The organism is Rahnella sp. NRRL B-41462, assembly GCF_003263525.1.
Lineage (GTDB): Bacteria > Pseudomonadota > Gammaproteobacteria > Enterobacterales > Enterobacteriaceae > Rahnella > Rahnella aceris.
Window position 1 is genome coordinate 1 of sequence record NZ_JYDF01000072.1, and the last position, 25,223, is coordinate 25,223.

Here is a 25,223-nt window from a genome sequence, read left to right on the forward strand (position 1 = left end):
ATCGCCTGCGCGGCGCGGATATAATCAAAGTTACGGGTACGGCAGGAATTCGGCGCGCACCACGCTCACCAGCATCATCCAGCCAGAAAGCACGGTGATCAACAGCAGCCACCAGAAGTTGGGTTGCACCACGCTGGCCAGAATAATAATCAGGAACAGCGTCGGAATGCTCGACCACACTTCGATAAAGCGCTGCCCGAGCAAATCGATTAATCCGCCGTAATAGCCCTGCGTGGCACCGACAATCATGCCAATCACGGAGGTCATCGCCGTCAGCAGAACGCCGAAGAACAGCGAAATCCGCAACCCGTAAAGGATTTGCGCCAGCACATCATGCCCGTTACTGTCGGTGCCCAGCCAGTTTTGAGAAGAAGGCGGTGAAGGGAAGGGCTGCGCGGTAGAAAAGTTAATGGAGTTATAACTGCTGCGGATCGGTGCCCAAATCGCCCAGCCGTGGTCTTCAATCTGGCGCACAACAAACGGATCCTGATAATCGGTTGGCGTTTCCAGCTCACCACCAAACGTCGTTTCGCTGTAATTGACCAGAAACGGCACATAGAGATGTCCCTGATAACGTGCCAGCAGCGGTTTGTCGTTGGCGAGGACGTTGGATAACAGCACCAGGATCAGCATCACCATGAAAATCCACAGCGACCAGTAACCACGGCGGTTCTGGCAAAAACGCGCCCAGCGCGCCTGACTGACGGAGTTCAGTATAAAAAGGCTCATTACTGGCGGCCCTCAAAATCGATACGCGGGTCAACCAGCGTGTAAGTGATGTCGCTGACGATATTGAGCAGCAATCCAATCAGCGTGAAAACATACAGCGTGCCGAAAATCACCGGGAAATCGCGCTGCACAATGGCATCGTAGCCCAGCAATCCCAACCCCTGTAATGAAAACATGACTTCAATCAGTAATGAACCGGTGAAAAACATGCTGATAAAAGTCGCCGGGAAACCGGCGATCACCAGCAGCATCGCGTTGCGAAAAACGTGCCGGTACAAAATTTGTTTTTCGTTCAGCCCTTTCGCGCGCGCAGTCATCACATATTGTTTACCGACTTCATCCATGAACGAGTTTTTGGTCAGCATCGTGAGGGTCGCAAACCCGCCAATCACCGTCGCCAGCACCGGCAACGTTATATGCCAGAGGTAATCGGTTACTTTGCCGTACCACGGCAGGGTATCGAAATTCGGCGACGTCAGGCCGCGCAGCGGGAACCAGTCGAGATAACTGCCGCCGGTGAATAGCACAATCAATAAGATGGCAAACAGGAAAGAGGGAACGGCATAACCGACAATAATGACGGAGCTGCTCCAGGTATCGAATTTCGTGCCGTTACGCACCGCTTTGCGGATCCCGAGCGGGATCGACACCAGGTAGATAATCAGCGTGCTCCACAGGCCGATGGTAACGGAAACCGGCAGCGCGCTTTTCACCAGTCCCATAACGGATGAGCCGCGGAACAGACTGTCGCCAAAATTAAAGCGAACATAGTTGGATAACATCTCGAAATAACGCACATGCAGCGGTTTATCGAAGCCGAAGCGGTGGGTGATTTCGGCAATGACTTCCGGATCCAGGCCCCGTGCGCCGCGATACTGACCTTCACCAAACTGCGCTAAACCCGGCGACGCTTTGCCATTTCCGCTGCCCGCGCTGGCACCCGGTAAACCGCCTGACTGCCCCATTTCAATAGCGGCAATCGCCTGATCAACCGGACCGCCGGGAGCAATCTGCACAATAAAAAAGTTAATGGTGATGATCGCCCACAACGTGGGGATCACCAGAAGCAGTCGTCTTAAAAGATAGGCGGCCACAGTATGCTCCTCAGCGGCGTTGCGCAGGTAAACGGGCTGCGCGGTTAACGTCGTACCACCATGTGTCGAGTTCCATTCCGTTAGATGGGGTGACGGCTGGCATCGAGAATTTATCCCAGTAAGCGTAGCGCTCGTGATGGGTATACCACATTGGGATCATCAGCATATTCCACGTCAGCACACGGTCGAGCGCATGGCCCAGCGACAACAGGGCATCAGGTTTGCCCTGATTGGCGGCGATTTCGTCGGTCAGCTTGTCAATGGCCGGATCGCTGACACCTGATTTGTTATAGGTGGAATCGAGATATTTACTGTTCCAGTAAATCTGCAAATCGCTGCTCGGATACGACGTGGCGGGATAAACCGTCGGCAGCATATCGTAATCACGCTGGCGCATACGGCGCACGAACTGCGAATTATCCACTTCACGGATCGACATCTTAATGCCCAGTCGCTGTAAATTATGCTGGAACGGCAAGACGTACTGTGAATTCCCGCCGCCGGGTAACAGCAGCTCGAAGGTAAACGGCTTACCGGTTTTGCCATTCACCAGCACCTGATTTTTCACTTCCCAGCCCGCTTCTTTCAGTAATGCGGTGGCTTTCAGCAGATTTGCGCGGTCATTACCGGTGCCGTCAGAGCCGGGTGGCTGATACAGTGCGCTAAAGACTTCAGGCGGCACTTGGCCTTTCAGCGGCCCCAGCCACGCCAGTTCTGCGGAGTTCGGATAATCTTTTGCCGCGTAATCGGTATTCTGGAAGTAACTGTTCACCCGCTGATACGCACCGAAATACAGCGCCTTGTTCATCCAGTCAAAATCAAAAGCCAAAGTGATGGCTTCGCGCACCTTGCGGTCGGCGAATTGCGGGCGATGGATATTGAATGCCAGCCAGCGGGTATCCTGCGCTGCCTGATTTTCCACATCAGCTTTAACGATAAAGTTTTTGCTGAAATTACCGCCCTGATATTGCGTCGCCCAATTTTTCGGCGAGGTTTCCATGCGGAAATCAAACGCGCCGGACTTAAACGCCTCCAGCGCCACATTGTCGTCGAGGTAATAGTCGTAGCGGATGGTGTCAAAATTATAGCGGCCCCGGTTGACGGGCAAATTGGCCGCCCAGTAATCCGGCACGCGGGAATAGGTGATGTACTGACCGAGTTTGTAATCGCTGATGCGGTAAGGCCCGCTGCCCGGCGGCGGTGTACTCAGCGGTTCATTGAATTTATGCTTTTCCCAGAATGTCTGCGGCAAAATCGGCAAACCGAGCAGGCCGAGCATCATGTCTTTATCCGCTTTCGGCAACACCATGCGTACTGTCAGGCGCGAAATGGCTTTTACTTCCACACCTTTATACACCACGCGAAATTGCGGTACGCCTTCGGTCATGAATTTTCGGAAGCTGAAGGCCACATCACTGGCGGTAATCGGGGTATTGTCGTTGAAACGGGCGCGCGGATTGATATCCACTTCGACCCAACGGTACTGGCTGTCATAACGGGCAGAATCGGCGATCAGCGGATAATAACTGCCAATCTCATCGCTGGAGGTGGTAAACAGGCTGTCGTAAAGCGAGCCGCTGCGCGCAGCCGGATTACCGCGAGACGCGAAGCGGTTGAAGTTGTCGTAAGTACCAATGGCCGCCAGTGTGATCTGACCGCCTTTCGGGGCGGCAGGATTGACGTAGTCAAAACTGGTGAAGTTTGAGACATACTTGGGCTCGCCTAATATGGCGAACGCGTAACTGTCCTGTATGACTTCAGCTTGTGCGCTGAGACTCAGCAGGCACAGCACACCGGCAAAAACGCGAGAAAACATCCTGAATCTGCACTCCTGTGATGACGACAGCATAATGCGGCATTACCGCGGGCTATTTCGATATTAATCAATTGAAAGCAAAGATTTTGTCACGCACGACTCTTCGGTTTCGTCCCTGATTTTGGCCTTTTTATCACAACCGGATGCAGACGCCTAAAAGAAAAATGGAACAAAAGATGCGGGACTGATGCAGGTCAAATCTGCCAGGTGGCTTCTTTCTCATTGAAATCACGTATAAAGTCCAGCAGCTCAGGAACACCGAGCGATTTGCTGTACAGATATCCCTGTAAATAGGTCACGCCGTGATTGCGCAGATACTCCGCCTGCATCTGGGTTTCGACGCCTTCGGCTACGGTTTTGATCTTCAGTTCTTCCGTGAGTTTAAGGACGGTATCCAGCACCGGGGCGATCAGGGTGTTCTGATCAATCGACATGACAAAGCCGCGGTCAATTTTCAGATAATCCAGCGTGAACTTCTCAAGATAGATCAGCGCGCTATGGCCGGTGCCAAAATCGTCAATGGCTATTTCAATCTTATGGCGGCGCAGCCAGTTAAATTCCCGTAATGCACCTTGTGTATCAATCATTCCACGTTCTGTAATTTCGAATACCACCTGGAAAGCATTCTCAGGTAACGCTTCAATAAAATTCATCACATCGTCATGAAAGCTGATTTTGTTCATGTGGTGAGGAGAAATGTTGATACTGAGTTTGCCCGGACCGGGAAAAGCGTGCTGCAAGGTATGGGCGTCCGCCGCCACCAGAGCCATCATATGTTGAGTCAGGTCGACGATAAGCCCCTGATTTTCAGCATAGCTGATAAAAACATCGGGCGGAATGGGCCCCTCAATGGGGTGCTGCCAGCGCAGCAGGGCTTCAACGCCAGTCACCTTCAGGCTCTTTGAGTCGATAACCGGCTGATATTCAACAAAGAATTCTTTATTTTTCAGCCCGCGGAGAACCTCACGCTCAACGTTATGGCGGTTCAGCAGGCTGTGGTAAATCAGCGCGCAAACCAGCAGGCTAAGCAGCAGGCCGCCTGAGAACGTAAAGAGTATGTTATCGCGGGTCAGGGAAGGAGAGTAGAGACGAATGCTGAAAGGATAATTATCTATTTTGACTTGAGTAAAATGGCTGCGGGGCAAATCACTGATCTTGATCAGACCGGCCTGAGAAGAAATCAGTGCGCTTTTTCCCACCAGCAGTGCAAAACCCCGGTAGCCGGAACCTGGCTGCGCAAAAAGCATATACGGCGACAACGTCAGTTCCAGCGTTGCTATCACGCCATCGTCCGTTGCACCGGGGTTACGCTGCCATATAAGGATCACCGCGCGGTTCGGGACGGCAGGGGTGCCCATCTGCAGGCCGATACTCATGTTGTTATCAAATTCGAGGTCATGCAGGGTACTGTTTACAGGAATGTGCTGATTACCGGAAGCCGAGGAACAAAAAACGATGCCATTACGCACCAGCTGAAAATCACGAACACCCATGCTGAATGCGACGTCACGGTTTAATTCCCCGGCAATGGAATGGCAGGATTCCGTCGTGAGCAGTCCGATTCTGTGCATCGTGTCGGTTAACTGGCGCAGATAATCAGCAGTAAATTGTGCCGTTCGTTGCGCGATTTCATTTTGTTCGCGGAGATTGTTGGTTTTAATAACGGTGAGGGTAACTGCGATAAATAAAATGAAAAACAGGGCTGAAAAAAGCAGGCTTCTCTTTAAATACAGATGTTTGGGCAATACGGTGTGTGTTAACGCCGTTTTTAAACCCATATGTTTTGCCCTTTTCGCGCAGAGGAAATAAAAGAATAACGTCGTCAAAAAATCAACAGACACTTCATACACTTTATTACAGGCATAAAAAAACGCCATCCAAAGATGACGTTTTTTTATTCGCTTGGCATAGGACAACAAGAACTAAATCATAAGGTAACGGGATCAGCCGTTAGCTAAAACTCGTCTTGCTTCACGATAACGTGCATTCCAGTAGGACTCTTTCAGATTTGAAATCATCACACCGTTGCTGGTGGATGCATGTACAAACTGATCGTTACCTAAATAAATGCCGACGTGACGGCCTGTTGAACCCGCACGGAACAGAACCAGATCACCCGGACGCAGTTTCGTGCGCTGGATTTTCTTGCCTTTCTCTTCCTGTTCATAGGTTGAACGAGGTAAATCCATACCAAATTGTTCGCGGAATGTTACCTGAACGAACGCTGAGCAATCGATACCACGCTTGCTGTCACCGCCCAACCGATAACGAACGCCTTTCCAGCCAGCGTACTGATCCATAATTTTGGATTTAACGTTGACGTTGCGAACCATTGCTTCGAATTCATCCTGAGAGGCTTGCAGTAGAAGGCCATCATTGCCATTTACTGCACGCATATCAGTTTGCGCGTTTTCTGTGTTCGAAGAATGTGTACCACTACATGCAGAAAGAATAATTGCTGCACCAATCGCGGGAATTATCCGCGTGATATATCTCAGAAACGGTTGAGACTTGACCATTATTGTTGTTATCCCTTGCTGTCCTTAACGATGAAATCGTTATTAAAATTGCCAAACGAAGCGAGATTACCTGCCATATATCTGTGGGACAAATACCAGGGGGAGGAAATGTGCGTCGTAGCACGTTTTTTTCCTGAACCGGGATGTTTTTAACACAATTCTATACAGGCGAATTGGAGATTACCGTAATGAACAGGTGATTGCGAGAGGTATTATGAGATTTTTTATAAGAAATTGTGATGTAAGGTGATGTAAGTAAACATGTTAAAAATGCTGTGTGATCTTTACGCGAATTTGGGTTAAAACCGCATCAATAGCGCGTTCAGGGGACATAATACAGCGCAGAGGCGTTGAGAAACATCCTTTAAAAAGGCCCGGCAAATCATAAAGATCTGCCGGGCCATAAATATTATGTATGCATCCAAAATTATGCGTGTGTCTTAGGATTTTTTTTACCGGGTAATTTTTGATCAAGCCAGTTAATCAGCGTATCGCTGGCTGGTGTCATCAGCCACCAGCTGGCACCGACCAGCACGACGGACATTGAGCCGACCGCGATATCAGTAAACCAGTGCGCACCAATCATCACGCGTGGGAGTGAGAAGATGAAGGTGATGATCAAGGCGACAGCGAATGCTGACTTACTCAGGTAGCGCAGCATAAAGCATGAAAAAATAATTAGCATCATGCCATGGTCGCCGGGGAAGCTGTCGCTGGAAGCATCTTTGGTGGGAATGCCGGTCAGTTCGCTCACGCGGTTTACGCCCGGGAAGCTGAGTGACGGGCTTTTATGGCTGACAGGCAATAAATGTCCGAGCTGGTTGAGCACAACGGCAGTCAGCAACATCACGACACCAATAATGATGTACCGGCGACGCCCGTCGCTATCCTGCTTCAGGAAATAGCTCAGATACAGGATTCCCATCGCCAGCAATGAAATCAGATCAAAGGCACGATTATTGGTCACGGCGACCAGGTGCAGAAACCACGCATCAGTGGCCAGATGTTGATTAAAAAAGAAGAAAATCGATTTATCAATCGGGAACCAGAAACCATGGTTTGCTGGCAAATAGAAAGATAAAAATAAGGCAACACCTAATACATTGAGTATCAGGATTGCGGGAATATTGCGGCGCCACATAAAGGAAGACCTATTCTTAGCAAAGTAAGGAATAACTTAGTTAGCGTTAACTTAATCTGATCAACTTAAACGAATCTTCAACAAGGAGGATTGTATTGCATTCCACTGCACTTCATTTTGCGTAATAAGCTCAATTCTGCTGTCTAACGGCGCCACCGGTTTCGTTTCAATGTGTAAGTCATTGCCCTGACGGTTAATCAGTAATGTGCCTTCTTTAATGCGTATAACCCCTTTGACGCGATCAACCGGCACCGCGCGCGCCCAGTCGAGAATGCCTGCGGTCTCAAACTGCGTTTCGCCATCAAATATCCACCCGCAACTGGTATAACCGTCTGCCTGATTCAGCGCGCGACGCCAGCGCTGTTTTCCCGGCAGGCTCAGTGCAGCCAGTCCTTGTTTAGCGGCGTGAGCGTGATGATGTTTACCTTGCGGTAACTCAACCAGATTCTGGCGCGGAAAATCAAGTAATGTCAGGGCGATCTCACCTTGCGAAGCCGTCACCAGAAGACGCTCGTGACCATTCTGCTGATACCATTCGTCCAGCTTCTGTGTGTCCTGCGCCTGCGTCACATCAGACTTATTTGCCACGATAATGTCTGCTGCGGCTAACTGATCGCGAAAGTTTTCATTATCAGTCACCCGCTGATCGCTTAACTGACGCGGATCCAGCAGACAAAGCGTGGCATTGAGTGTCAGCCAGTTGCTGTAAACGTCAGACGTCAGTAAAGAAAGGATCTGTTTCGGATGCCCCAGCCCGGTGGGTTCTATCAGCAAGCGGTCAGGTTTAGCCTGCTGCAATAACATATTCAGGCCGACCTGCATTGGCAATCCGTTCACACAGCACATGCAACCACCGGGGATTTCCTTCAGAACCGCACCACTGTCAGCCAGTAATGCACCATCAATGCCGACTTCGCCGAATTCATTCACCAGCACGGCCCATTTTTCACCTTCAGGCTTATGAGCCAGAAGGTGGCGCAGCGTGGTGGTTTTTCCGCTTCCCAGAAAGCCGGTGATCAGGTTGGTTTTGGTCATGGTTGCACATCCTTTTTGAAAAATTCCCCGCCAATGTGCAGCGACTCCTTAAGAAAATCCAGCGTTGCGCCGATGTAAGACATGGATTGCTTATTTTTGCCGGCAGGCAAGCAAGATTTATTTTGCCTCCAGACGTGTAAATTCAATTAGATGTATTAATGTTAAATTGTGGTTACGGGAACTTTAAAATTAATAGTTATGATGAGGTGTCACCATGAACAGAATTACCTGTGTACTGTTTTTGGGAGTCATGGCCTCAGGGACGATTCAGTTTGCCAGTGCCGCTGCAACAGGCGGAATTATTCATTTTACCGGGTCAATTGTTGACGGAGGATGTCACTTCAGTGCCGCACGTAATGCGATGATCAGCGACTGTGATCGTGGCGGAAAACAGGTGAGGCAAGTTCATACGCTGAATGCGCAAAATCCTTCTTCTTTCGCCTTGCCTTTGTCTCTCGGGCAGGTTACCACGCAGCATATTAATAATGATCCTCGCCTTGCGGTGATGACGGTGAGTTATAACTAAGCAGCCGTAAATAGTTAGTATCGTTAATATGTTTCGCTCCGGTCATTGAGCGCGGTAATGCAATGTATCGTTATGTGGCCGGACAACTTTATGAACTGGCTGGCCCAATCTTGATCGGGCCGTCAGTTTTCTATTCCTGTCCTTTCCCTTTCTGCTGACATGTTATAATTTTCTCTCTTATTTCAGGCATCAGAACGATTAATCAGATGTCAGACCAATTGAGCTTGTGTCAGTGAAAGGGGCAAAAACATGCGACTTTATCAGGAGATAGGCGGTCATTTACGTCGCGATATCCATGCCGGAAAATATGCCCCTGGCGACCGCCTCCCTCCGGAGCGTGACATTGCGGAATCTTATTCCGTCAGCCGAAGTGTAGTGCGTGAAGCGCTGATCATGCTGGAGCTGGAAAAAGTGGTCGAAGTGCGTAAAGGTTCCGGCGTCTATGTATTGCATCAACCGGAAGATAGCCAGCCGGAAAGCGCTGACAGCGGATATGGCCCGTTCGAGTTATTACAGGCGCGGCAATTGCTGGAAAGCGAAGTCGCGGCTTTTGCGGCGATGCAGGCCACTAAGACGGATATTCTGCAAATGCGCGATGCCATTGATGCACAGCGAGAATGCATTGCACGTGGCGTCTCCGATGATGCTGAAGATCAGCGGTTTCATGCCTTGCTGGCGCAGGCTTCCCAGAACAGTGTGCTGGTTAAACTGGTGGATGATCTGTGGCTGATCCGCCAGCGCAGCTCCATGTGGCAGGGGATCCATCAGCATGTCGGCGATAAAAACTACAGTCAGATTTGGTTGCAGGACCATCAGACAATCTTGCAGGCAGTACTTCGCAGGGATCCGAAAGCCGCGAAGCAGGCGATGTGGCAGCATCTGGAAAATGTCAAAGATATGCTGTTACAGGTTTCGGATGCCGATGATCCGTCTTTTGACGGATTCCTTTTTTCCTCAGTCCCCTCAGAACTGAACGACTGATACCGCCGTACAAATAAGAACGGCTGCCGCAGCAGCCGTTCTTAGCCTCAGTTGCCGGGCTTAACCTACGTATTTTGCCACGGTTTTCTTCGCGCCAATTCTTTGCAGATCGGCATACGCGCTCAGTATGGCCGCTACGACTTTCTCTTCATGAGGCAATTGCTCACCGAATACGCCCGTCAGGGCCAGCAGGGCTTTCACCCGCGGTTCGCCATCTTCGGTTGATGCCACAATTTTAGCGACGGTTTCAGCCATCGGATCTTTAATCTCAATGGGCTGCCCGGCATCATCAGTACCACCGACATAACGCATCCAGCCTGCCACGCCCAGCGCCAGTAATTCATAGGAACCACCATTTTTAACATGCCAGCGGATGGAATCGAGCATACGCTGTGGCAGTTTCTGGGTGCCGTCCATCGCGATTTGCCAGGTTCGGTGTTTCAGCGCCGGGTTGCTGTAACGTGCAATCAGGCTGTCAGCATACGCACCGAGATCAACACCCTCGACGCTCAGCGTCGGAGCTTGTTCATGCAGCATCAGATGATGGGCAGCGGCCTTATAGTTGGCATCTTCCATACAATCGTTGATGTGCTGATAACCGGCCAGATAGCCGAGATAGGCGAGGAAAGAGTGGCTGCCGTTCAGCATGCGCAGCTTCATCTGTTCGAAAGGCAAAACGTCGGCAACCATCTGTGCGCCAGCTTTTTCCCAGTCCGGACGGCCCGCCACGAAATGGTCTTCCACGACCCACTGAATGAAGGGTTCACAGGCGATACCGCAAGGATCGGTCACACCTCCGAGGGCTTCGGTGATTTCTTCCAGCGTATTTTCCGTCGCGGCAGGAACAATACGGTCAACCATGGTACTTGGGAAAGAGACGTTTCCGGCGATCCATTCAGCCAGTTCTGCGGAACGTGCTTTCGCCATGCCCAGTACGGCGTTTTTTACCACCAGACCGTTTTCAGGAATGTTATCGCAGCATAAAACGGTGAAGCCTGGTAAGCCGCGCTCATGACGTAAACGCAGGGCTTCGACTAAAACGCCCGGAGCGGTACCCGGCGCCTGACCGCCCGCCAGATCCTGCTGAATTTTTGGATTTTGCAGATCCAGTTCGCCGGTGCCCGGCTCAATGCAATAACCTTTTTCAGTGATGGTCAGGGAAACAATCGCGATCTGTGGCTCAGTGAGTTTTTCAAGTACTGCTTCCAGCCCGTCAATCCCGCCGTGCACAGATTCATGTGCAGAGCCGATGATAATCGCCTGATTGCCGTCCGCGCCTTTTTCCAGCACGGTAAACAGATGATTTTGCTGACGCAAACTCTGGATCAGCGTTTCATTGCCGAACAGGCTAATTTCGCAAATGCCCCAGTCGCCCCCCTGGAGGTTCAGCACGCGGTTGGTCAGTAGCGCCTGGTGAGCGCGATGGAAGGCACCAAATCCGAGATGAACAATACGGCTTTTTAACACATCGCGATCATAAGCAGGCAATGACACTGCTGCAGGCAGGGACGCTGTGGCAATAGTTTTCATGCAATACTCCAGGCAAGTCAGAAATAAATAATTGGTCAGGCCAAATTGGGGCTATTTACCCGTCAGTTGAATTTTATGCTGGATAAAGCGACGATTTAAGCCGAAATCAGGGCTTAGAGTGTAAAGTCATATGATAGAAAGGGGAATTGGTAAGTCCAGATAGCCACTCATTTTGTGATGCAGATCCACTGTCTGAAGGATTAATCGCAAAATGCAGACAATAAAAAAGGAACGCCGCAGCGTTCCTTTCAGCAGAGAGCGGGGCGCTGATTAATCCGCGCGCCCCATATAACGACGTTCTGCGATATGAATACGGATTTTGTCGCCAGAACTCAGGTATTCAGGAACCTGAATGTTCAGACCGGTGCTCATGACCGCAGGTTTGGTGCGGGAACTGGCGGAAGCGCCTTTGATGCCCGGTGCCGTTTCCACGATTTCCAGATCCACCGTCTGCGGCATTTCAAGCGCCAGCAGCTGGCTGTCCAGCGTCAGAACCTGCATGCCCTGCAAACCTTCTTCAGGGATGAACAGCAGTTCGTCTTCAATCTGCGCCTTATTAAAGGTGTAGGGCGTGAAGTCTTCGTCATCCATAAAGATGTATTCGTCACCATCAACGTAAGAGAAGTTCACTTTACGACGGGTCAGGGTAACGGTATCCAGGATATCGTCGCCTTTGAAGCGCTCTTCCACTTTGCCACCAGTACGAACGTCAGCGAAACGCATTTTGTACAAGGTGCTGGCACCACGGGCGCTCGGGCTCTGAACATCAATATCTTTTACCAGCAGCAATTTGCCGTCGTAGTTCACAACGAAGCCGCGTTTAATTTCGTTAGCACGTGCCATATAAATAACCTGTCAGGAGAGAGATAAATAATTTGCGACACGTTACCCGCGCCGCTGATTTCAGGCAAGCAGATAGCGTAAAAAGAGTCGCGAAAATCCGCTTTATGACGCATATTTTGCGCTTCGCCTGCCGGTATGAAAAATGTTCGGGTTATCGTGTTAAAGAGTCGTAAATATTTCGCTGGTGGCGCATTACGCTGCCTGCTATTGTCGCGGCTCAAAATGAGGCCTGAGGAGGCTGTTGATGGACTGTCGTACTGATTGCGGAGCCTGTTGCATAGCGCCTTCAATTTCCAGCCCGATCCCGGGAATGCCAGACGGAAAGCCTGCCAATACGCGCTGTGTTCAGCTGGCTGATAACTTTCTGTGTAAGATTTTCACCTCACCACTGCGTCCGAAAGTTTGCGCCAGCCTGCAGGCCAGCCGCGAAATGTGCTTTACACATCGCGACCAGGCGCTGACTTATCTGATTCAGCTTGAGGCAGATACCGCGCCTTAAATCACCGCCGCAGGCACGTCTTCCGCCGGTTTATCGACGTTTTTCACATTCCAGATACATAACACCGAACCAATCACCATCGCCAGTGCGGCATAAAATACCGCATGGTATGTCCAGAACTGGGCGATCACCCCGGCCAGCGAACCGGCCAGGATCCAGCCCGCCCGCGTTGAATTGGTAAATAACGTGGTGGCCGCGCCCGCCTGACCTGGCATCAGATCCTGGAAATACAGCATGCCGATCCCGGCCAGAATGCCGATGAAAATTGCGTTCAGCAACTGTAAAGCAATCAGCATTGCCGCACCGGTAGTAAACAGAATGCCGCCGTAGAAAATCACCCCCGCCAGCACAGCGAAACGCATCAGGAAGCGTTTCCCCAACTGTTTAGCCAGATATCCGGCGATCAGCATGGTCGGAATTTCCAGACAGGCTGCACTGCCCATCAGTACCCCCGCCAGTTTTTCCGGCAGACCCAGTTCACGCACCACATACAGCGGCATATTGATCAGATAAATGCTGTTTGCTGCCCACATCAGTGAACAGGCGATGAACAGCATCAGCGTATCACGGCGGTTACGGCGTGGTGCTTCCAGCGTGGCGGTGGTCTTGATGTGCGCCTTGGGCATCGAAGGCAGGAACATCCACACCATCACGCCGCACAGCAAGAAAGCCAGCGTGGCAGCGCAGTACATAAAGGTAAAACCAAAGCCCATCGACAGGGCAAAGGCCAGCGGCGGTCCGACGACCCATGCCAGCGAAACCTGTGCGCGCAAAATGGAGCTGAACATCACGGCTTCGCGACCAGTTTTTTCGGAATGCTCCCGTGCTAACGCGAACATCTGCGGGTTAGCTGTGGAACCAAAGCTCGACAGCAAAACGCCGATGAACAGCAGGATAAAGTAATTACGGTTAAAGGCGAAAAGCACACAAGCCAGCGCACCCAGAATGCAGCAATACAAAATCAGCGTTTTGCGGTCACCGCGTTGATCAGACCAGGTCGCCAGCAACTGGCTGACGAAGATGCCAATCACGGCACTGCCGGTAAAGAAGATACCCACCATAAACGGGCTGACGTGAACCTGAGAAGTGAGGAACAGGCTGAGCGTCGGGGTCTGTAACGCGCCTGCAATGCCGGTAAGGAAGGCGATGATCAGAAAAGCAGTTGACGTCATGTCGGGTAAACGGCGGGCTGACGTTGTAGAAATTCGCATTAGCTAAGTGAACCAGAAGTAGAGGAGGGGACGAAATTTGCGCGAATGTTACGACAGTTTAAAAAAAACAAAAACAGGTTTTGATCATCAAAAATGTAAACCACAGTGAATTTGCCATACTGAATAATAAAACCGCACTTTGTGTCAAAAATGACCGGGTGAGGCGTCGCTTCTTCACCGCAATATTGTCCGCAGAGAAGGGGGCAGCTTGCGTCAGCATTTTTCGTCAGCCTGACTTCAGCATTTGCGTTAAGTTATCCGTTTCGGAAAGCTCTCAGAAAGGAAACTGTGCGTAACATCAAAAAATCGTTACGCAAAATCAGGGAAAGCTTGATTTAAATACAGGCCGGATTGAGACTTCTTGAAACGTTTCAGCGTTGTCGGTTTTTCTTCTGAAATCTGATGGCGCTCCTTTTTTCTCAGTAAAGCTGAAACGATTCAATTTCAGCAGGAGAGGAGAATTATGTTCCAACTGTCACAGCAAGATATTCATCTCGGTGCGGCTGCCAGCGATAAGCAGGACGCTATTCGCCAGGTTGCAGCAGCACTGACTCAGGCCGGTCGCGTCAGCGCAGGTTATGTAGACGGCATGCTGGCGCGTGAGTTGCAAACCTCTACTTACCTTGGCAACGGCATCGCAATCCCGCATGGCACCACAGATACCCGTGATCTGGTGCTTGATACCGGTGTGCAGGTTTTCCAGTTTCCGCAAGGGATTACCTGGGGCGAAGGCCAGACGGCATATGTCGTGATCGGCATCGCAGCTCGTTCTGATGAACACCTCGGTTTGCTGCGTCAGCTGACGCACGTCTTAAGTGACGACAGCGTGGCTGATCGCCTGGCAAAAACAGATTCCGCTGAAGAATTACGCAGCCTGCTGATGGGCGAAAAAAATGCGGCTGAATTCCTGTTTGATAGCCAGTTGATCGCAGTCGATGTGGCCGCAGAAAACCTGATCACGTTACAGGCGCTGAACGCTGGCCGCCTGAAAGAGATTGGCGCTGTCGATACCGCTTTTGTCAGCGATGTGATCAGCCGTAAACCGCTGAACCTCGGGCAGGGCATCTGGCTGAGCGACAGCACCGAAGGCAACCTGAAAAGTGCTGCAACGGTAAGCCGTGCACAGCAGGCATTTGATCTGGATGGCGAAAAAGTCTCCATGCTGCTGACGATTTCTGTTGCTGACGATCAGCCGCTCGATGTGCTGAACTACCTCAGTGATTTGCTGATTGCCAACAAAGCTGAACGCTTGCTGACGGCAGATTCCGTCGGTGTGCTGGCATTGCTGACCAGCGAAGTCGAAGAACAAGCCAACGTGCTGACCGCTGAATACGTTATCCGTAACGAACACGGCTTGCACGCCCGTCCGGGTACCGCACTGGTGAACGTTATTAAGCAGTTCAGCAGCGAAATCACGGTAACGAATCTTGATGGCAGTGGTAAACCTGCCAACGGCCGCAGCCTGATGAAAGTCGTGGCGCTGGGCGTGAAAAAAGGTCACCACCTGCGTTTTACCGCGAGTGGTGAGGATGCAGAGCTGGCATTAAAAACCATCGGTGAAGCGATTGCTGAAGGTCTTGGGGAGGGCGCATGAGCCGTCGGGTCGCCACAATTACCTTAAACCCGGCCTATGATCTGGTCGGATACTGCCCCGAAATCGAACGGGGTGAAGTCAACCTGGTACAAACCACCGGCCTGCACGCGGCAGGTAAAGGGATTAACGTTGCCAAAGTGCTGAAAGATCTCGGCATCGACGTCACCGTTGGCGGTTTCCTCGGTAAAGAAAATCAGGATGGCTTCCAGCTGTTATTCAGCGATCTGGGTATTGCGAACCGCTTCCAGGTGGTTAATGGCCGCACCCGTATCAATGTCAAACTGACTGAAAAAGATGGTGAAGTCAGCGATTTCAATTTCTCCGGCTTCAACGTCACGCCTGCTGACTGGGAACGTTTCGTAACGGATTCCCTGTCATGGCTGGGCCAGTTCGACATGGTTGCCGTCAGCGGCAGTCTGCCAGCGGGTGTTGATCCTGACGCTTTCACCGACTGGATGAAACGTCTGCGTGCACAGTGCCCGTGCATCATCTTCGACAGCAGCCGTGAAGCGCTGGTTGCCGGTCTGAAAGCCGCGCCCTGGCTGGTGAAACCTAACCGCCGTGAACTGGAAATCTGGGCTGGTCGTAAATTGCCGGAACTGAGCGACGTGGTAGAAGCCGCGCATGCCCTGCGTGATCAGGGGATCGCCCATGTGGTGATTTCTCTGGGTGCTGAAGGTGCATTGTGGGTTAACGCCTCCGGTGCGTGGATCGCTAAACCGCCAGCCTGTGAAGTCGTCAGCACCGTGGGTGCTGGTGATTCCATGGTCGGTGGTCTGATCTACGGTTTGCTGATGCGTGAATCCAGTGAACATACGCTACGACTGGCCACTGCTGTTGCTGCCCTGGCTGTCAGCCAGAGTAATGTCGGTGTCACCGATCGTCCGCAACTCGCGGCGATGATGGCCCGTGTTGATCTGAAACCCTTTTAATCCGCAGGAGTCAGAATGAAAATGCTGCTGATGATAGACAGTTCGCTGGGACAGGCTCGCAGCCAACTGGCAAAAAATTTGCTCGCTGCTGCTGCGGCGAAAGCAGGCCACTCGTTGACCGAACAGGCCGCTGACGCTGATGTAGTGATTGTGGCCGGTGAAACCGTGCCAAACGAACCTGCGCTGGCTGGCAAAAATATTTATACCGGTAATGTGGCTGATGCAGTCCGTGATCCGGAGGCTTTCCTGCAACGCGCTGTGGCTGAAGCTAAACCTTATGTCGCACCTGTTGCGGCAGCCGTTGCCGCTCCGGCAGCCAGCGGCCCGAAACGTATCGTCGCCATCACTGCCTGCCCGACCGGTGTTGCACACACCTTTATGGCTGCAGAAGCGATTGAAACTGAAGCCAAAAAACGTGGCTGGTGGGTAAAAGTTGAAACCCGCGGTTCTGTAGGTGCAGGCAATGCTATTACACCGGAAGAAGTTGCCGCGGCCGATCTGGTGATTGTCGCGGCTGACATCGAAGTGGATCTGGCTAAGTTTGCCGGTAAGCCGATGTACCGCACGTCTACCGGTCTGGCACTGAAAAAGACCAAACAGGAACTGGACAAAGCGCTGGTTGAAGCTGAAGTGTTTGAGCCGAAATCTCAGGGCGCAGCGACGGGCACCAGGAAGAAAGAAGCGGGCGGCGCAGGCCCATACCGTCACCTGCTGACCGGCGTGTCTTACATGCTGCCAATGGTGGTTGCGGGTGGTCTGTGTATCGCACTGTCATTTGTCTTCGGTATCAAAGCCTTTGAAGTGAAAGGCACGCTGGCGGCGGCATTGATGCAAATCGGTGGCGCTTCTGCCTTCGCGCTGATGGTGCCGGTTCTGGCCGGTTTCATTGCCTTCTCTATCGCTGACCGTCCGGGCCTGACGCCGGGTCTTATCGGCGGCATGCTGGCTGTCAGCACCGGTGCTGGTTTCCTCGGTGGTATCATCGCAGGTTTCCTGGCGGGTTATGTGGCGAAAGCCATCAGCGGCAAGCTGAAATTACCGCAAAGTATGGAAGCGCTGAAACCTATCCTGATTATTCCGCTGGTGGCGAGTCTGATTACCGGTCTGGTGATGATTTACGTGGTCGGTACGCCGGTTGCTAAAATCATGGCGGGTCTGACTGCCTGGCTGCAATCTTTGGGTACAGCCAATGCGGTACTGCTCGGCGCAATTCTCGGTGCGATGATGTGTACCGACATGGGTGGCCCGGTGAACAAAGCTGCTTACGCGTTCGGTGTGGCACTGCTGAGTTCTTCCGTCTACGCACCAATGGCCGCCATCATGGCTGCCGGTATGGTGCCACCTCTGGCGATGGGGCTGGCGACATTGCTGGCGCGTCATAAGTTCGAGCAAAGCGAACGTGAAGGCGGTAAAGCGGCGCTGGTATTGGGCTTGTGCTTTATCTCTGAAGGTGCGATTCCGTTTGCGGCCCGTGACCCGATGCGTGTTCTGCCATGCTGTATCGCAGGTGGTGCACTGACCGGTGCGCTGTCGATGGCATTCCACGCACAACTGATGGCACCACACGGCGGTCTGTTCGTACTGCTGATCCCTGGTGCAATCACGCCGGTTCTCGGTTATCTGGTGGCGATTATCGCCGGTACGGTTCTGGCGGGTGGCGCATACGCGATTCTGAAACGTTCAGATGCTGCGGTAGCCGCGAAAGCTGCTGCATAACAGTAAATCGTTAAAAAACAAAAAGGCGCGACATGTGAATGTCGCGCCTTTTTTATTGCGCCTTCCCTTCGCAGGGGAGGGCGCCGACCGGAATTTACGGTAAAAACTACGCCGCGGCTTCGTCATTCTCGGCAGTCTGCTGCGCTTTCAGCCAGGCGATTTCATCTTTCCAGATATCCGGATTGACAGTTTCGAGGATCATCGGGATGCCGTCGAAACGTGCATCTTTCATGATCCAGCTGAATACGGTATTGCCGATATTGCCTTCGCCAAGGCTGTGGTGGCGGTCAACGCGGCTGTTGAACTCGCTTTTCGCGTCGTTGAGGTGCATCCCTCGCAGATATTGAAAACCAACCACCTCTTCAAAGTGCTTAAAGGTTTTCTCGCATTCTTCTGCCGTGCGCAGGTCGTAACCTGCCGCAAAGGCATGGCAGGTATCGATACAGACGCCAACGCGGCTTTTGTCTTCCACGCCTTCAATAATTTTGGCCAGGTGCTCGAAGCGGAAGCCAAGATTGCTGCCCTGACCGGCGGTGTTTTCGATAACCGCGGTCACGCCTTTGGTTTTATCCAGCGCAATGTTCAGGGATTCAGAAATCAGCGCCAGGCATTTATCTTCTTCGATTTGCATCAGGTGGCTGCCCGGATGGAAATTCAGCAGCGACAGGCCAAGCTGTTCGCAGCGTTGCAACTCATCAAGAAACGCCTCGCGGGATTTCTCCAGCGCTTCGGTGACCGGATGACCAAGGTTGATCAGGTAGCTGTCGTGCGGCAAAATCTGATTGCTTTGGTAACCGTATTTTTCACAGGCCACTTTGAATTTTTCGATGACGTCTTCCGGCAACGGTGCGGCTTTCCACTGACGCTGATTCTTGGTGAAAAGCGCAAAAGCCGTGGCTTCCAGCTCGTGTGCCCTCAGAACCGCCTGATCGACACCCCCGGCCGCACTCACGTGTGCTCCCACAAACTTCATTTTTGCTCCTCAGTTATTCATCGCGTTTATGGACAAATGATAGCGCCTCCGGGCAGGAGGCGCAGCACTGAAGTGTTAAAAGCAGCAATATCAGCCAAAAAGATGCTGAACCAGCTGGTTGATACCGGCACCGCCGACAATCAGCCAGATAAACAGCAACGCCGCCAGCAGCATCGGTTTAAGCCCCGCCTGACGCAGTGCGCTCATGTGGGTGGTCAGCCCGAGCGCCGCCATCGCCATCGCCAGCAGCACGGTATCGAGCGTAATCAGCGCCGGGATCCAGTTGTGTGGCAAAATATTCAGCGAGTTGAATGCTGCCACCAGAATAAACAGCAGGGCAAACCATGGGATAGTTATATTGCGCATGCCCGCATTCTGGCCACCTTGTTGTACCTCTTTACGTGACTTCCAGCCAGAGAGCAGCAGCAGGAATGGTGCCAGCATCATGACGCGGATCATCTTGGCGATCACTGCCGCGTTTTCCGCATCCGGGCTGACACCCTGACCGGCCGCCACGACCTGCGCCACTTCGTGCACCGTCGAACCGGTGTAAATGCCGAACTGAGCAGCGGTAAAACTCAGCCAGTGATACTGCGCATTCAGATGCCATAACCACGGATACAGAAAGATGGCGGCTGTCCCGAAGATAACGACAGTGGCGACTGCAACCGTCACTTTCTCTGCTTTGGCATTCAGCACCGGTTCCGTCGCCATCACCGCCGCTGCGCCACAGATGCTGCTGCCTGCGCCAATCAGCATCGCGGTATCGCGATCCAGTTTAAACACCCGCTGTCCAAGCCAGCAGGCGAGGGCGAAAGTGGAGCACAACATCAGCGCGTCGATCACAATACCGGTCGCGCCGACATCGGCGATTTGTGCGAAGGTCAGCCGCAAGCCGTAAAGGATAATCCCCAGACGCAACAGACGTTGTTTCGCCAGCGTCACGCCGTCTTCGCACCAGGGTTTTGCAGCCGGATATACCGTATTGCCGACCACCATGCCGATGACAATCGCCAGCGTCAGCGCGCTCAGGCCGAGATGACTCAGTGCAGGAATATCGCTCAGCCAGAGCGCGAGTGCAGTGATCACACCGGTCAGCGCCAGCCCGGGTAACACGCGGCCAAAGCCCGACAAATGGGGTAAAGGGTGTTTATCCGCCGTCTTTTTATTTTCATTTTTAAGCGCAAGTGTACTCATTGTCCGTTCCTCGTTCAGGAGTGATGAAACAAGGCTACGCCGCGCTTATATAAAAATGAAATAGATTATTACTTTATAACCTAGCTGTAAAACTGGTATAAAACCTTCATTCAAAAGAGGCCTGCAAGGCAAGGGTCTATACTTAAAGCACAGCGTGCTGTCAGGCGCGTGAGAATAGCGGGACATTTATGCACATAACATTGCGACAACTTGAAGTTTTCGCCGAGGTGCTGAAAAGCGGTTCGACCACGCAGGCGTCGGTTGTGCTTTCATTATCACAATCGGCGGTCAGTGCGGCGCTGGCCGATATCGAAGGGCAGCTTGGCGTGCAGTTATTTGACCGTGTCGGGAAGCGGCTGGTAATTAATGAGCATGGGCGTTTACTGTATCCGAAAGCGCTGGCGTTGCTCGAACAGGCGGGCGAAATCGAGCGACTGTTCAATCACGATAACGGTTCGCTGCGCATCGGCGCGAGCAGCACCATCGGCAACTATATGCTGCCGGCGATGATCGCGGATTACCGCCTGGATTTCCCCAATACGCCGCTGGAGCTGAATGTCGGTAATACCAATGATGTTATTAACGCGGTGGCGGATTTTCGTGTCGATCTCGGTCTGATCGAAGGCCCGTGTCAGATGCCGGAACTGATCACTCAGCCCTGGCTGGATGATGAACTGGTGGTGTTTGTCGCGCCGGAAAATCCGCTGGCAGGGCGGGTCGTTTCGCTGGAATCGCTGGCGCGTGAACCCTGGATCCTGCGCGAGCGCGGTTCCGGTACCCGTGAGGTGTTAGATCATCTGCTGTTGCCTCAGTTGCCGGATTTTAACCTGGTGATGGAACTGGGGAATTCCGAGGCCATTAAGCACGCTGTAAGGCATGGCATCGGGATCAGTTGCCTCTCGCGGCGGGTGATTTCTGAGCAGCTGAGCAGCGGTTCGCTGGTGGAAATCCGGCTGCCCGTCGCGCCGCTGGTGCGTAAGCTTTACCTGATTCATCACCGGCAAAAACATATCTCCGGCGCATTATCACGTTTTCTAACCTATTGTCGCGAAGCCCAATAACGGTCTTTCACTAATGATCTGCGGCCAGTTATGAAGGTGTCTTATAACAGGTCGTTCCTGCTATTCAGAGCGGCAGGTTTTGCTACAATCCGCGCTTAAATTTGCACATGACGAGCGGATATAGGGAAAAAATGGCTCAACAACCTACAAAAAATACGCAGGTGGCTCCCACACTGCGTCGCGAGCTGAAGGCACGTCACTTAACGATGATCGCCATAGGCGGTTCAATTGGTACGGGGTTATTCGTTGCATCAGGTGCGACAGTTTCCCAGGCAGGCCCGGGTGGTGCACTGCTTTCCTACGCATTAATCGGCATCATGGTTTACTTCCTGATGACCAGCCTCGGTGAGCTGGCGGCGTTCATGCCGGTTTCCGGTTCATTCTCCACTTACGGCTCCCGTTATGTTGAAGAAGGCTTCGGTTTCGCACTGGGCTGGAACTACTGGTACAACTGGGCAGTCACCATCGCGGTTGACCTGGTGGCCTCACAACTGGTGATGAATTACTGGTTCCCGGACACACCGGGCTGGATCTGGAGCGCCTTGTTCCTTGGTCTGATTTTCCTGCTCAACTACATTTCCGTGCGCGGTTTTGGCGAGGCGGAATACTGGTTCTCGCTGATCAAAGTGGTTACCGTCATCATCTTTATCGCCGTTGGCGTCCTGATGATCACCGGCATTATGCGCGGTGCTGAAACGGCGGGCTGGCATAACTGGGCCATCGGGGATGCGCCGTTTGCAGGCGGGTTTGCCTCGATGATAGGCGTGGCGATGATTGTCGGTTTCTCCTTCCAGGGCACTGAACTGATCGGGGTGGCGGCGGGCGAATCTGAGAATCCGGGCAAGAATATTCCGCGCGCGGTGCGTCAGGTTTTCTGGCGTATTCTGCTGTTCTATATTCTGGCGATTCTGGTGATCAGCCTGATCATTCCTTATACCGATCCGAACCTGCTGCGTAATGAAGTCGGCGATATCTCGGTAAGTCCGTTCACGCTGGTATTCCGTAATGCGGGTCTGTTATCAGCGGCGGCGGTAATGAATGCTGTGATCCTGACGGCGGTACTGTCAGCCGGTAACTCCGGAATGTACGCCTCAACCCGCATGCTGTTTACCCTGGCGAGCGAAGGCAAAGCGCCGCGCATATTCGCTAAGCTGTCGAAAGGGGGTGTGCCGCGTAACGCGCTGTATGCCACCACTATCGTGGCGGCGTTGTGTTTCCTGAGCTCAATGTTTGGTAATCAGACCGTTTACCTGTGGCTGCTGAACACGTCGGGCATGACCGGTTTCATCGCCTGGCTGGGGATTGCGGTCAGCCATTACCGCTTCCGTCGCGGTTATGTCTTACAGGGCCGTGATCTGAAGAGACTGCCTTATCTGTCAGGTTTCTTCCCGTTCGGCCCGGTTTTCGCCTTTGTGTTGTGTCTGATCATTACGCTGGGCCAGAACTATCAGGCATTCCTGAAAGACACCATTGACTGGGGTGGCGTAGCGGCGACTTACATTGGCTTGCCACTGTTCCTGATCATCTGGTTCGGCTACAAGCTGAGCAAAGGCACTAAAGTGGTGAAATACAGCGAAATGGAATTCCCGGATCACGTCGATAAGTAACAGACCCCGATTTCCATGGCATTGAAAAGCGGAGCTCAGGCTCCGCTTTTTCATGCCTGCGATTCACGCCAGGAGACCCATTACGTCATGCTTTGTTACGCCCTTGTTTACTTTGAATGTCTGATAGGTTTTGCAAAACACATTGATAATTATTATCATTTATTTCCTTCCTACGGGAACCCCAGAACATGTTCTCCCGCCGTAAGTTTTAACTTAATGAGATTGAAGCGAAAATGAGTGCAACTACCGAACCCACCCTGAGGGTGAACGTCAACGCCGAAGACAGCGTTATGGGGCGATACCAGAATATCGTGCGCCGCCGTCTGTTAGTTATGCTGATCCTGGTACTGGCGATTGTCGTTTCACTGGTGATTGATTTCATTATGGGGCCTTCGGGGTTATCGCTCGGCACATTGTGGAAAACGCTGTTTGACGCCGCAGCGGCGGATCCGGGCACGCGGGTGATTGTCTGGGATATTCGTCTGCCTTACGCGCTGATGGCGGTGGCAGTTGGTATGTCACTGGGCCTTGCCGGTGCTGAAATGCAGACCATCCTCAATAACCCGCTGGCCAGTCCGTTTACGCTGGGCGTGTCTTCTGCTGCGGCGTTTGGTGCGGCGCTGGCGATTGTGCTTGGCATTGGTATTCCGGGTGTGCCGGATCAATGGTTTATCTCCGCCAACGCCTTCATTTTTGCCTTATTTGCCGCACTGATGCTCGACGGTATCACCCGCTGGACGCGCGTTGCCAGCTCCGGTGTGGTGCTGTTTGGTATCGCGCTGGTCTTTACCTTCAACGCACTGGTTTCGCTGATGCAGTTTATCGCCACCGAAGACACCTTACAGGGGCTGGTTTTCTGGACGATGGGCAGCCTGGCGAGGGCGTCGTGGGTGAAACTCGGCGTGATGGTGTTGGCATTCCTGATTTTATTGCCGTGGTCGATGATGAGCGCGTGGAAACTCACCGCGCTGCGTCTGGGTGAAGATCGTGCCGTCAGTTTTGGTATCGACGTGCGTCGCCTGCGTCTCGGTACGTTACTGCGCATCAGTATTCTTTCCGCACTGGCGGTGGCTTTCGTCGGGCCGATCGGTTTTATCGGGCTGGTGGCACCGCATATCGCCCGCCTGATGTTTGGTGAAGATCACCGTTTCTATCTGCCCGCCAGTGCGCTGATTGGCGCGCTGGTGTTGTCGATGGCGTCGGTAGCCTCTAAAAATCTGGTGCCGGGCGTCATTATTCCTGTCGGTATCGTGACGTCTCTGGTTGGCGTGCCGTTCTTCCTGAGTATTATTCTGCGCCACCGGGGGAACATCTGATGTCTGCGATGTTAGAAACGCGTCCTGAAGATTTACTGAATGCTGCTACGCAGGGCCTGCAAATCCGCGATTTCAACGCCGGATATCCGAAGCGCCGCGTGATCCGCAATCTGAATGTGCCGATGTTGCCACGCGGGAAAATTACCGTTCTGCTCGGGCCAAATGGCAGCGGTAAGTCGACGTTGCTGCGTTCTCTCGCCGGGCTTAACCGTGCGGAAGGGCAGCTGATGCTCGACGGACACGATTTAATGCCGATGCCGTTTGCACGACGTGCAGAGCAGGTGGTGTATCTGCCGCAAACTCTGCCTGCGGGCGTACATCTGCATGTGCTGGAATCCATTATCGTGGCGCAGCGCGCGTCCGGCGGCGGTAAAGGCAAGAATGCGGAAGGTACCGATACAGTGATGGCGCTTTTGCGTCAGTTGGGTATCGAACATCTGGCGCTGAGTTATCTCGATCAGCTTTCCGGTGGTCAGAAGCAACTGGTTGGCCTGGCGCAATCGCTGATCCGCCAGCCGTCATTACTCCTGCTGGACGAACCGCTCAGCGCCCTCGATCTCAACTACCAGTTCCATGTCATGGATCTGGTGCGCAAGGAAACGCAGAAACGCAATATCGTGACAGTGGTTGTGGTGCATGACATCAATATCGCCCTGCGTCATGGCGACCGCGTGCTGATGCTTAAAGACGGTAATCTGATTGCCGATGGCGAGCCGGAAGACGTGATCACTGCCGACAGTCTGGCGCGGGTCTACGGCGTACGCGGCAGAATTGAGCGCTGCTCGCAGGGGACACCGCAGATATTGATCGATGGGTTAGTGGGGAATCCGGAGATTTAACGCGATGTCCTGACAAAAGGCAGACATTACTCAGGCGTTCACCGTTCCGCTCCCTCCCCTGCGA

The 25,223-nt window shown here is 52.6% G+C and carries 21 protein-coding genes and 1 pseudogene; 10 read left to right on the top strand and 12 right to left on the bottom strand.

The window, feature by feature from the left end; translation table 11 throughout:
• The 7 genes and pseudogenes from UC14_RS17185 to UC14_RS17215 all read right to left on the bottom strand — a co-directional run.
• A pseudogene (locus UC14_RS17185) lies at positions 1-729 on the bottom strand (ABC transporter permease subunit); the annotation flags it as partial.
• Positions 729-1,823, bottom strand: a complete 1,095-nt coding sequence (gene yejB, locus UC14_RS17190; protein WP_112198100.1) for a microcin C ABC transporter permease YejB — start codon at positions 1,821-1,823, stop codon at positions 729-731. The pseudogene UC14_RS17185 and the gene yejB, both read right to left, overlap by 1 nt.
• 10 nt (positions 1,824-1,833) lie before the next feature.
• Entirely contained in the window at positions 1,834-3,639 is a 1,806-nt protein-coding gene (locus tag UC14_RS17195) for an extracellular solute-binding protein (RefSeq protein WP_112198101.1), read from the bottom strand.
• A gap of 194 nt (positions 3,640-3,833) precedes the next feature.
• Positions 3,834-5,417: a cyclic di-GMP phosphodiesterase gene (locus UC14_RS17200; protein ID WP_232829700.1), complete on the bottom strand. Its 1,584-nt coding sequence runs from the start codon at positions 5,415-5,417 to the stop codon at positions 3,834-3,836.
• Positions 5,418-5,582: 165 nt separating this feature from the next.
• Complete coding sequence (gene mepS / locus UC14_RS17205) at positions 5,583-6,158, bottom strand: bifunctional murein DD-endopeptidase/murein LD-carboxypeptidase (RefSeq protein ID WP_013574652.1); 576 nt, start codon at positions 6,156-6,158, stop codon at positions 5,583-5,585.
• A 427-nt stretch (positions 6,159-6,585) separates the two neighbouring features.
• Positions 6,586-7,299, bottom strand: a complete 714-nt coding sequence (locus UC14_RS17210) for a phosphatase PAP2 family protein (RefSeq protein WP_112198103.1) — start codon at positions 7,297-7,299, stop codon at positions 6,586-6,588.
• 60 nt (positions 7,300-7,359) lie between these two features.
• Positions 7,360-8,334, bottom strand: coding sequence for a GTP-binding protein (locus tag UC14_RS17215; protein WP_112198104.1), 975 nt, complete (start codon positions 8,332-8,334; stop codon positions 7,360-7,362).
• A 214-nt stretch (positions 8,335-8,548) separates the two neighbouring features.
• Between UC14_RS17215 and UC14_RS17220 the strand changes: the two genes are divergently transcribed.
• Together UC14_RS17220 and UC14_RS17225 are read left to right on the top strand one after the other, a co-directional pair.
• Positions 8,549-8,860, top strand: a complete 312-nt coding sequence (locus UC14_RS17220) for a hypothetical protein (protein WP_112198105.1) — start codon at positions 8,549-8,551, stop codon at positions 8,858-8,860.
• Positions 8,861-9,109: 249 nt separating this feature from the next.
• Positions 9,110-9,841, top strand: coding sequence for an FCD domain-containing protein (locus UC14_RS17225; RefSeq protein WP_013574656.1), 732 nt, complete (start codon positions 9,110-9,112; stop codon positions 9,839-9,841).
• A 60-nt stretch (positions 9,842-9,901) separates the two neighbouring features.
• Here the strand turns inward: UC14_RS17225 and UC14_RS17230 are convergent, their stop codons facing one another.
• Both UC14_RS17230 and yeiP read right to left on the bottom strand, forming a co-directional pair.
• On the bottom strand, positions 9,902-11,371 hold the full coding sequence (locus tag UC14_RS17230) for a mannitol dehydrogenase family protein (RefSeq protein ID WP_112198106.1): 1,470 nt from the start codon (positions 11,369-11,371) through the stop codon (positions 9,902-9,904).
• 270 nt (positions 11,372-11,641) lie between these two features.
• On the bottom strand, positions 11,642-12,214 hold the full coding sequence (gene yeiP / locus UC14_RS17235; RefSeq protein ID WP_015696520.1) for an elongation factor P-like protein YeiP: 573 nt from the start codon (positions 12,212-12,214) through the stop codon (positions 11,642-11,644).
• Between the two features lie 244 nt (positions 12,215-12,458).
• On the opposite strand from yeiP, the gene UC14_RS17240 reads away from it, so the two are divergent.
• A complete protein-coding gene (locus UC14_RS17240; RefSeq protein ID WP_013574660.1) occupies positions 12,459-12,713 on the top strand; it encodes a YkgJ family cysteine cluster protein in 255 nt (84 codons plus the stop codon).
• Here UC14_RS17240 and UC14_RS17245 read toward each other — a convergent pair.
• Positions 12,710-13,924 (bottom strand): sugar efflux transporter, encoded by a 1,215-nt coding sequence (locus tag UC14_RS17245; protein WP_112151183.1) that lies wholly within the window; start codon positions 13,922-13,924, stop codon positions 12,710-12,712. The two genes, UC14_RS17240 and UC14_RS17245, sit on opposite strands and share 4 nt — an antisense overlap.
• A 463-nt stretch (positions 13,925-14,387) precedes the next feature.
• On the opposite strand from UC14_RS17245, the gene fruB reads away from it, so the two are divergent.
• The 3 genes from fruB to fruA are packed head-to-tail and all read left to right on the top strand — an operon-like array spanning position 14,388 to position 18,166.
• Positions 14,388-15,518 carry a fused PTS fructose transporter subunit IIA/HPr protein gene (gene fruB / locus UC14_RS17250; RefSeq protein ID WP_037036140.1) on the top strand — a complete coding sequence of 377 codons (1,131 nt, stop codon included), beginning with the start codon at positions 14,388-14,390 and terminating at the stop codon, positions 15,516-15,518.
• Positions 15,515-16,450 carry a 1-phosphofructokinase gene (gene fruK / locus UC14_RS17255; RefSeq protein ID WP_013574663.1) on the top strand — a complete coding sequence of 312 codons (936 nt, stop codon included), beginning with the start codon at positions 15,515-15,517 and terminating at the stop codon, positions 16,448-16,450. Before fruB ends, fruK begins: the two co-directional genes overlap by 4 nt.
• A gap of 15 nt (positions 16,451-16,465) precedes the next feature.
• Complete coding sequence (gene fruA / locus UC14_RS17260) at positions 16,466-18,166, top strand: PTS fructose transporter subunit IIBC (RefSeq protein WP_013574664.1); 1,701 nt, start codon at positions 16,466-16,468, stop codon at positions 18,164-18,166.
• Positions 18,167-18,272: 106 nt separating this feature from the next.
• On the opposite strand, the gene nfo is transcribed toward fruA, so the two are convergent.
• Both nfo and UC14_RS17270 read right to left on the bottom strand, forming a co-directional pair.
• Positions 18,273-19,139 carry a deoxyribonuclease IV gene (gene nfo, locus UC14_RS17265; RefSeq protein ID WP_013574665.1) on the bottom strand — a complete coding sequence of 289 codons (867 nt, stop codon included), beginning with the start codon at positions 19,137-19,139 and terminating at the stop codon, positions 18,273-18,275.
• Positions 19,140-19,229: 90 nt separating this feature from the next.
• The gene (locus tag UC14_RS17270; protein WP_112198107.1) at positions 19,230-20,336 is read right to left on the bottom strand and encodes a YeiH family protein; all 1,107 of its coding nucleotides are present in this window, start codon (positions 20,334-20,336) and stop codon (positions 19,230-19,232) included.
• A 188-nt stretch (positions 20,337-20,524) separates the two neighbouring features.
• Between UC14_RS17270 and yieE the strand changes: the two genes are divergently transcribed.
• The 4 genes from yieE (at position 20,525) to UC14_RS17290 (ending at position 25,159) form a co-directional block, all read left to right on the top strand.
• Complete coding sequence (yieE, locus tag UC14_RS17275; protein WP_013574667.1) at positions 20,525-21,397, top strand: DNA-binding transcriptional regulator YeiE; 873 nt, start codon at positions 20,525-20,527, stop codon at positions 21,395-21,397.
• Positions 21,398-21,528: 131 nt separating this feature from the next.
• Positions 21,529-23,004 (top strand): amino acid permease, encoded by a 1,476-nt coding sequence (locus tag UC14_RS17280; RefSeq protein WP_013574668.1) that lies wholly within the window; start codon positions 21,529-21,531, stop codon positions 23,002-23,004.
• Between the two features lie 233 nt (positions 23,005-23,237).
• The gene (locus UC14_RS17285) at positions 23,238-24,320 is read left to right on the top strand and encodes an iron ABC transporter permease (RefSeq protein ID WP_013574669.1); all 1,083 of its coding nucleotides are present in this window, start codon (positions 23,238-23,240) and stop codon (positions 24,318-24,320) included.
• Positions 24,320-25,159 carry an ABC transporter ATP-binding protein gene (locus UC14_RS17290; RefSeq protein WP_013574670.1) on the top strand — a complete coding sequence of 280 codons (840 nt, stop codon included), beginning with the start codon at positions 24,320-24,322 and terminating at the stop codon, positions 25,157-25,159. The genes UC14_RS17285 and UC14_RS17290 overlap by 1 nt, the downstream gene beginning before the upstream one ends.
• Positions 25,160-25,223 lie beyond the last annotated feature (64 nt).

Excerpts from the sequence above, each read along its gene's own strand:
- UC14_RS17195 (WP_112198101.1), bottom strand. The coding sequence starts at position 3,639 with ATGTTTTCTCGCGTTTTTGCCGGTGTGCTGTGCCTGCTGAGTCTCAGC.
- UC14_RS17200 (WP_232829700.1), bottom strand. The coding sequence starts at position 5,417 with ATGGGTTTAAAAACGGCGTTAACACACACCGTATTGCCCAAACATCTG.
- mepS (WP_013574652.1), bottom strand. The coding sequence starts at position 6,158 with ATGGTCAAGTCTCAACCGTTTCTGAGATATATCACGCGGATAATTCCC.
- UC14_RS17210 (WP_112198103.1), bottom strand. The coding sequence starts at position 7,299 with ATGTGGCGCCGCAATATTCCCGCAATCCTGATACTCAATGTATTAGGT.
- UC14_RS17215 (WP_112198104.1), bottom strand. The coding sequence starts at position 8,334 with ATGACCAAAACCAACCTGATCACCGGCTTTCTGGGAAGCGGAAAAACC.
- UC14_RS17220 (WP_112198105.1), top strand. The coding sequence starts at position 8,549 with ATGAACAGAATTACCTGTGTACTGTTTTTGGGAGTCATGGCCTCAGGG.
- UC14_RS17225 (WP_013574656.1), top strand. The coding sequence starts at position 9,110 with ATGCGACTTTATCAGGAGATAGGCGGTCATTTACGTCGCGATATCCAT.
- UC14_RS17230 (WP_112198106.1), bottom strand. The coding sequence starts at position 11,371 with ATGAAAACTATTGCCACAGCGTCCCTGCCTGCAGCAGTGTCATTGCCT.
- yeiP (WP_015696520.1), bottom strand. The coding sequence starts at position 12,214 with ATGGCACGTGCTAACGAAATTAAACGCGGCTTCGTTGTGAACTACGAC.
- UC14_RS17240 (WP_013574660.1), top strand. The coding sequence starts at position 12,459 with ATGGACTGTCGTACTGATTGCGGAGCCTGTTGCATAGCGCCTTCAATT.
- UC14_RS17245 (WP_112151183.1), bottom strand. The coding sequence starts at position 13,924 with ATGCGAATTTCTACAACGTCAGCCCGCCGTTTACCCGACATGACGTCA.
- fruB (WP_037036140.1), top strand. The coding sequence starts at position 14,388 with ATGTTCCAACTGTCACAGCAAGATATTCATCTCGGTGCGGCTGCCAGC.
- fruK (WP_013574663.1), top strand. The coding sequence starts at position 15,515 with ATGAGCCGTCGGGTCGCCACAATTACCTTAAACCCGGCCTATGATCTG.
- fruA (WP_013574664.1), top strand. The coding sequence starts at position 16,466 with ATGAAAATGCTGCTGATGATAGACAGTTCGCTGGGACAGGCTCGCAGC.
- nfo (WP_013574665.1), bottom strand. The coding sequence starts at position 19,139 with ATGAAGTTTGTGGGAGCACACGTGAGTGCGGCCGGGGGTGTCGATCAG.
- UC14_RS17270 (WP_112198107.1), bottom strand. The coding sequence starts at position 20,336 with ATGAGTACACTTGCGCTTAAAAATGAAAATAAAAAGACGGCGGATAAA.
- yieE (WP_013574667.1), top strand. The coding sequence starts at position 20,525 with ATGCACATAACATTGCGACAACTTGAAGTTTTCGCCGAGGTGCTGAAA.
- UC14_RS17280 (WP_013574668.1), top strand. The coding sequence starts at position 21,529 with ATGGCTCAACAACCTACAAAAAATACGCAGGTGGCTCCCACACTGCGT.
- UC14_RS17285 (WP_013574669.1), top strand. The coding sequence starts at position 23,238 with ATGAGTGCAACTACCGAACCCACCCTGAGGGTGAACGTCAACGCCGAA.
- UC14_RS17290 (WP_013574670.1), top strand. The coding sequence starts at position 24,320 with ATGTCTGCGATGTTAGAAACGCGTCCTGAAGATTTACTGAATGCTGCT.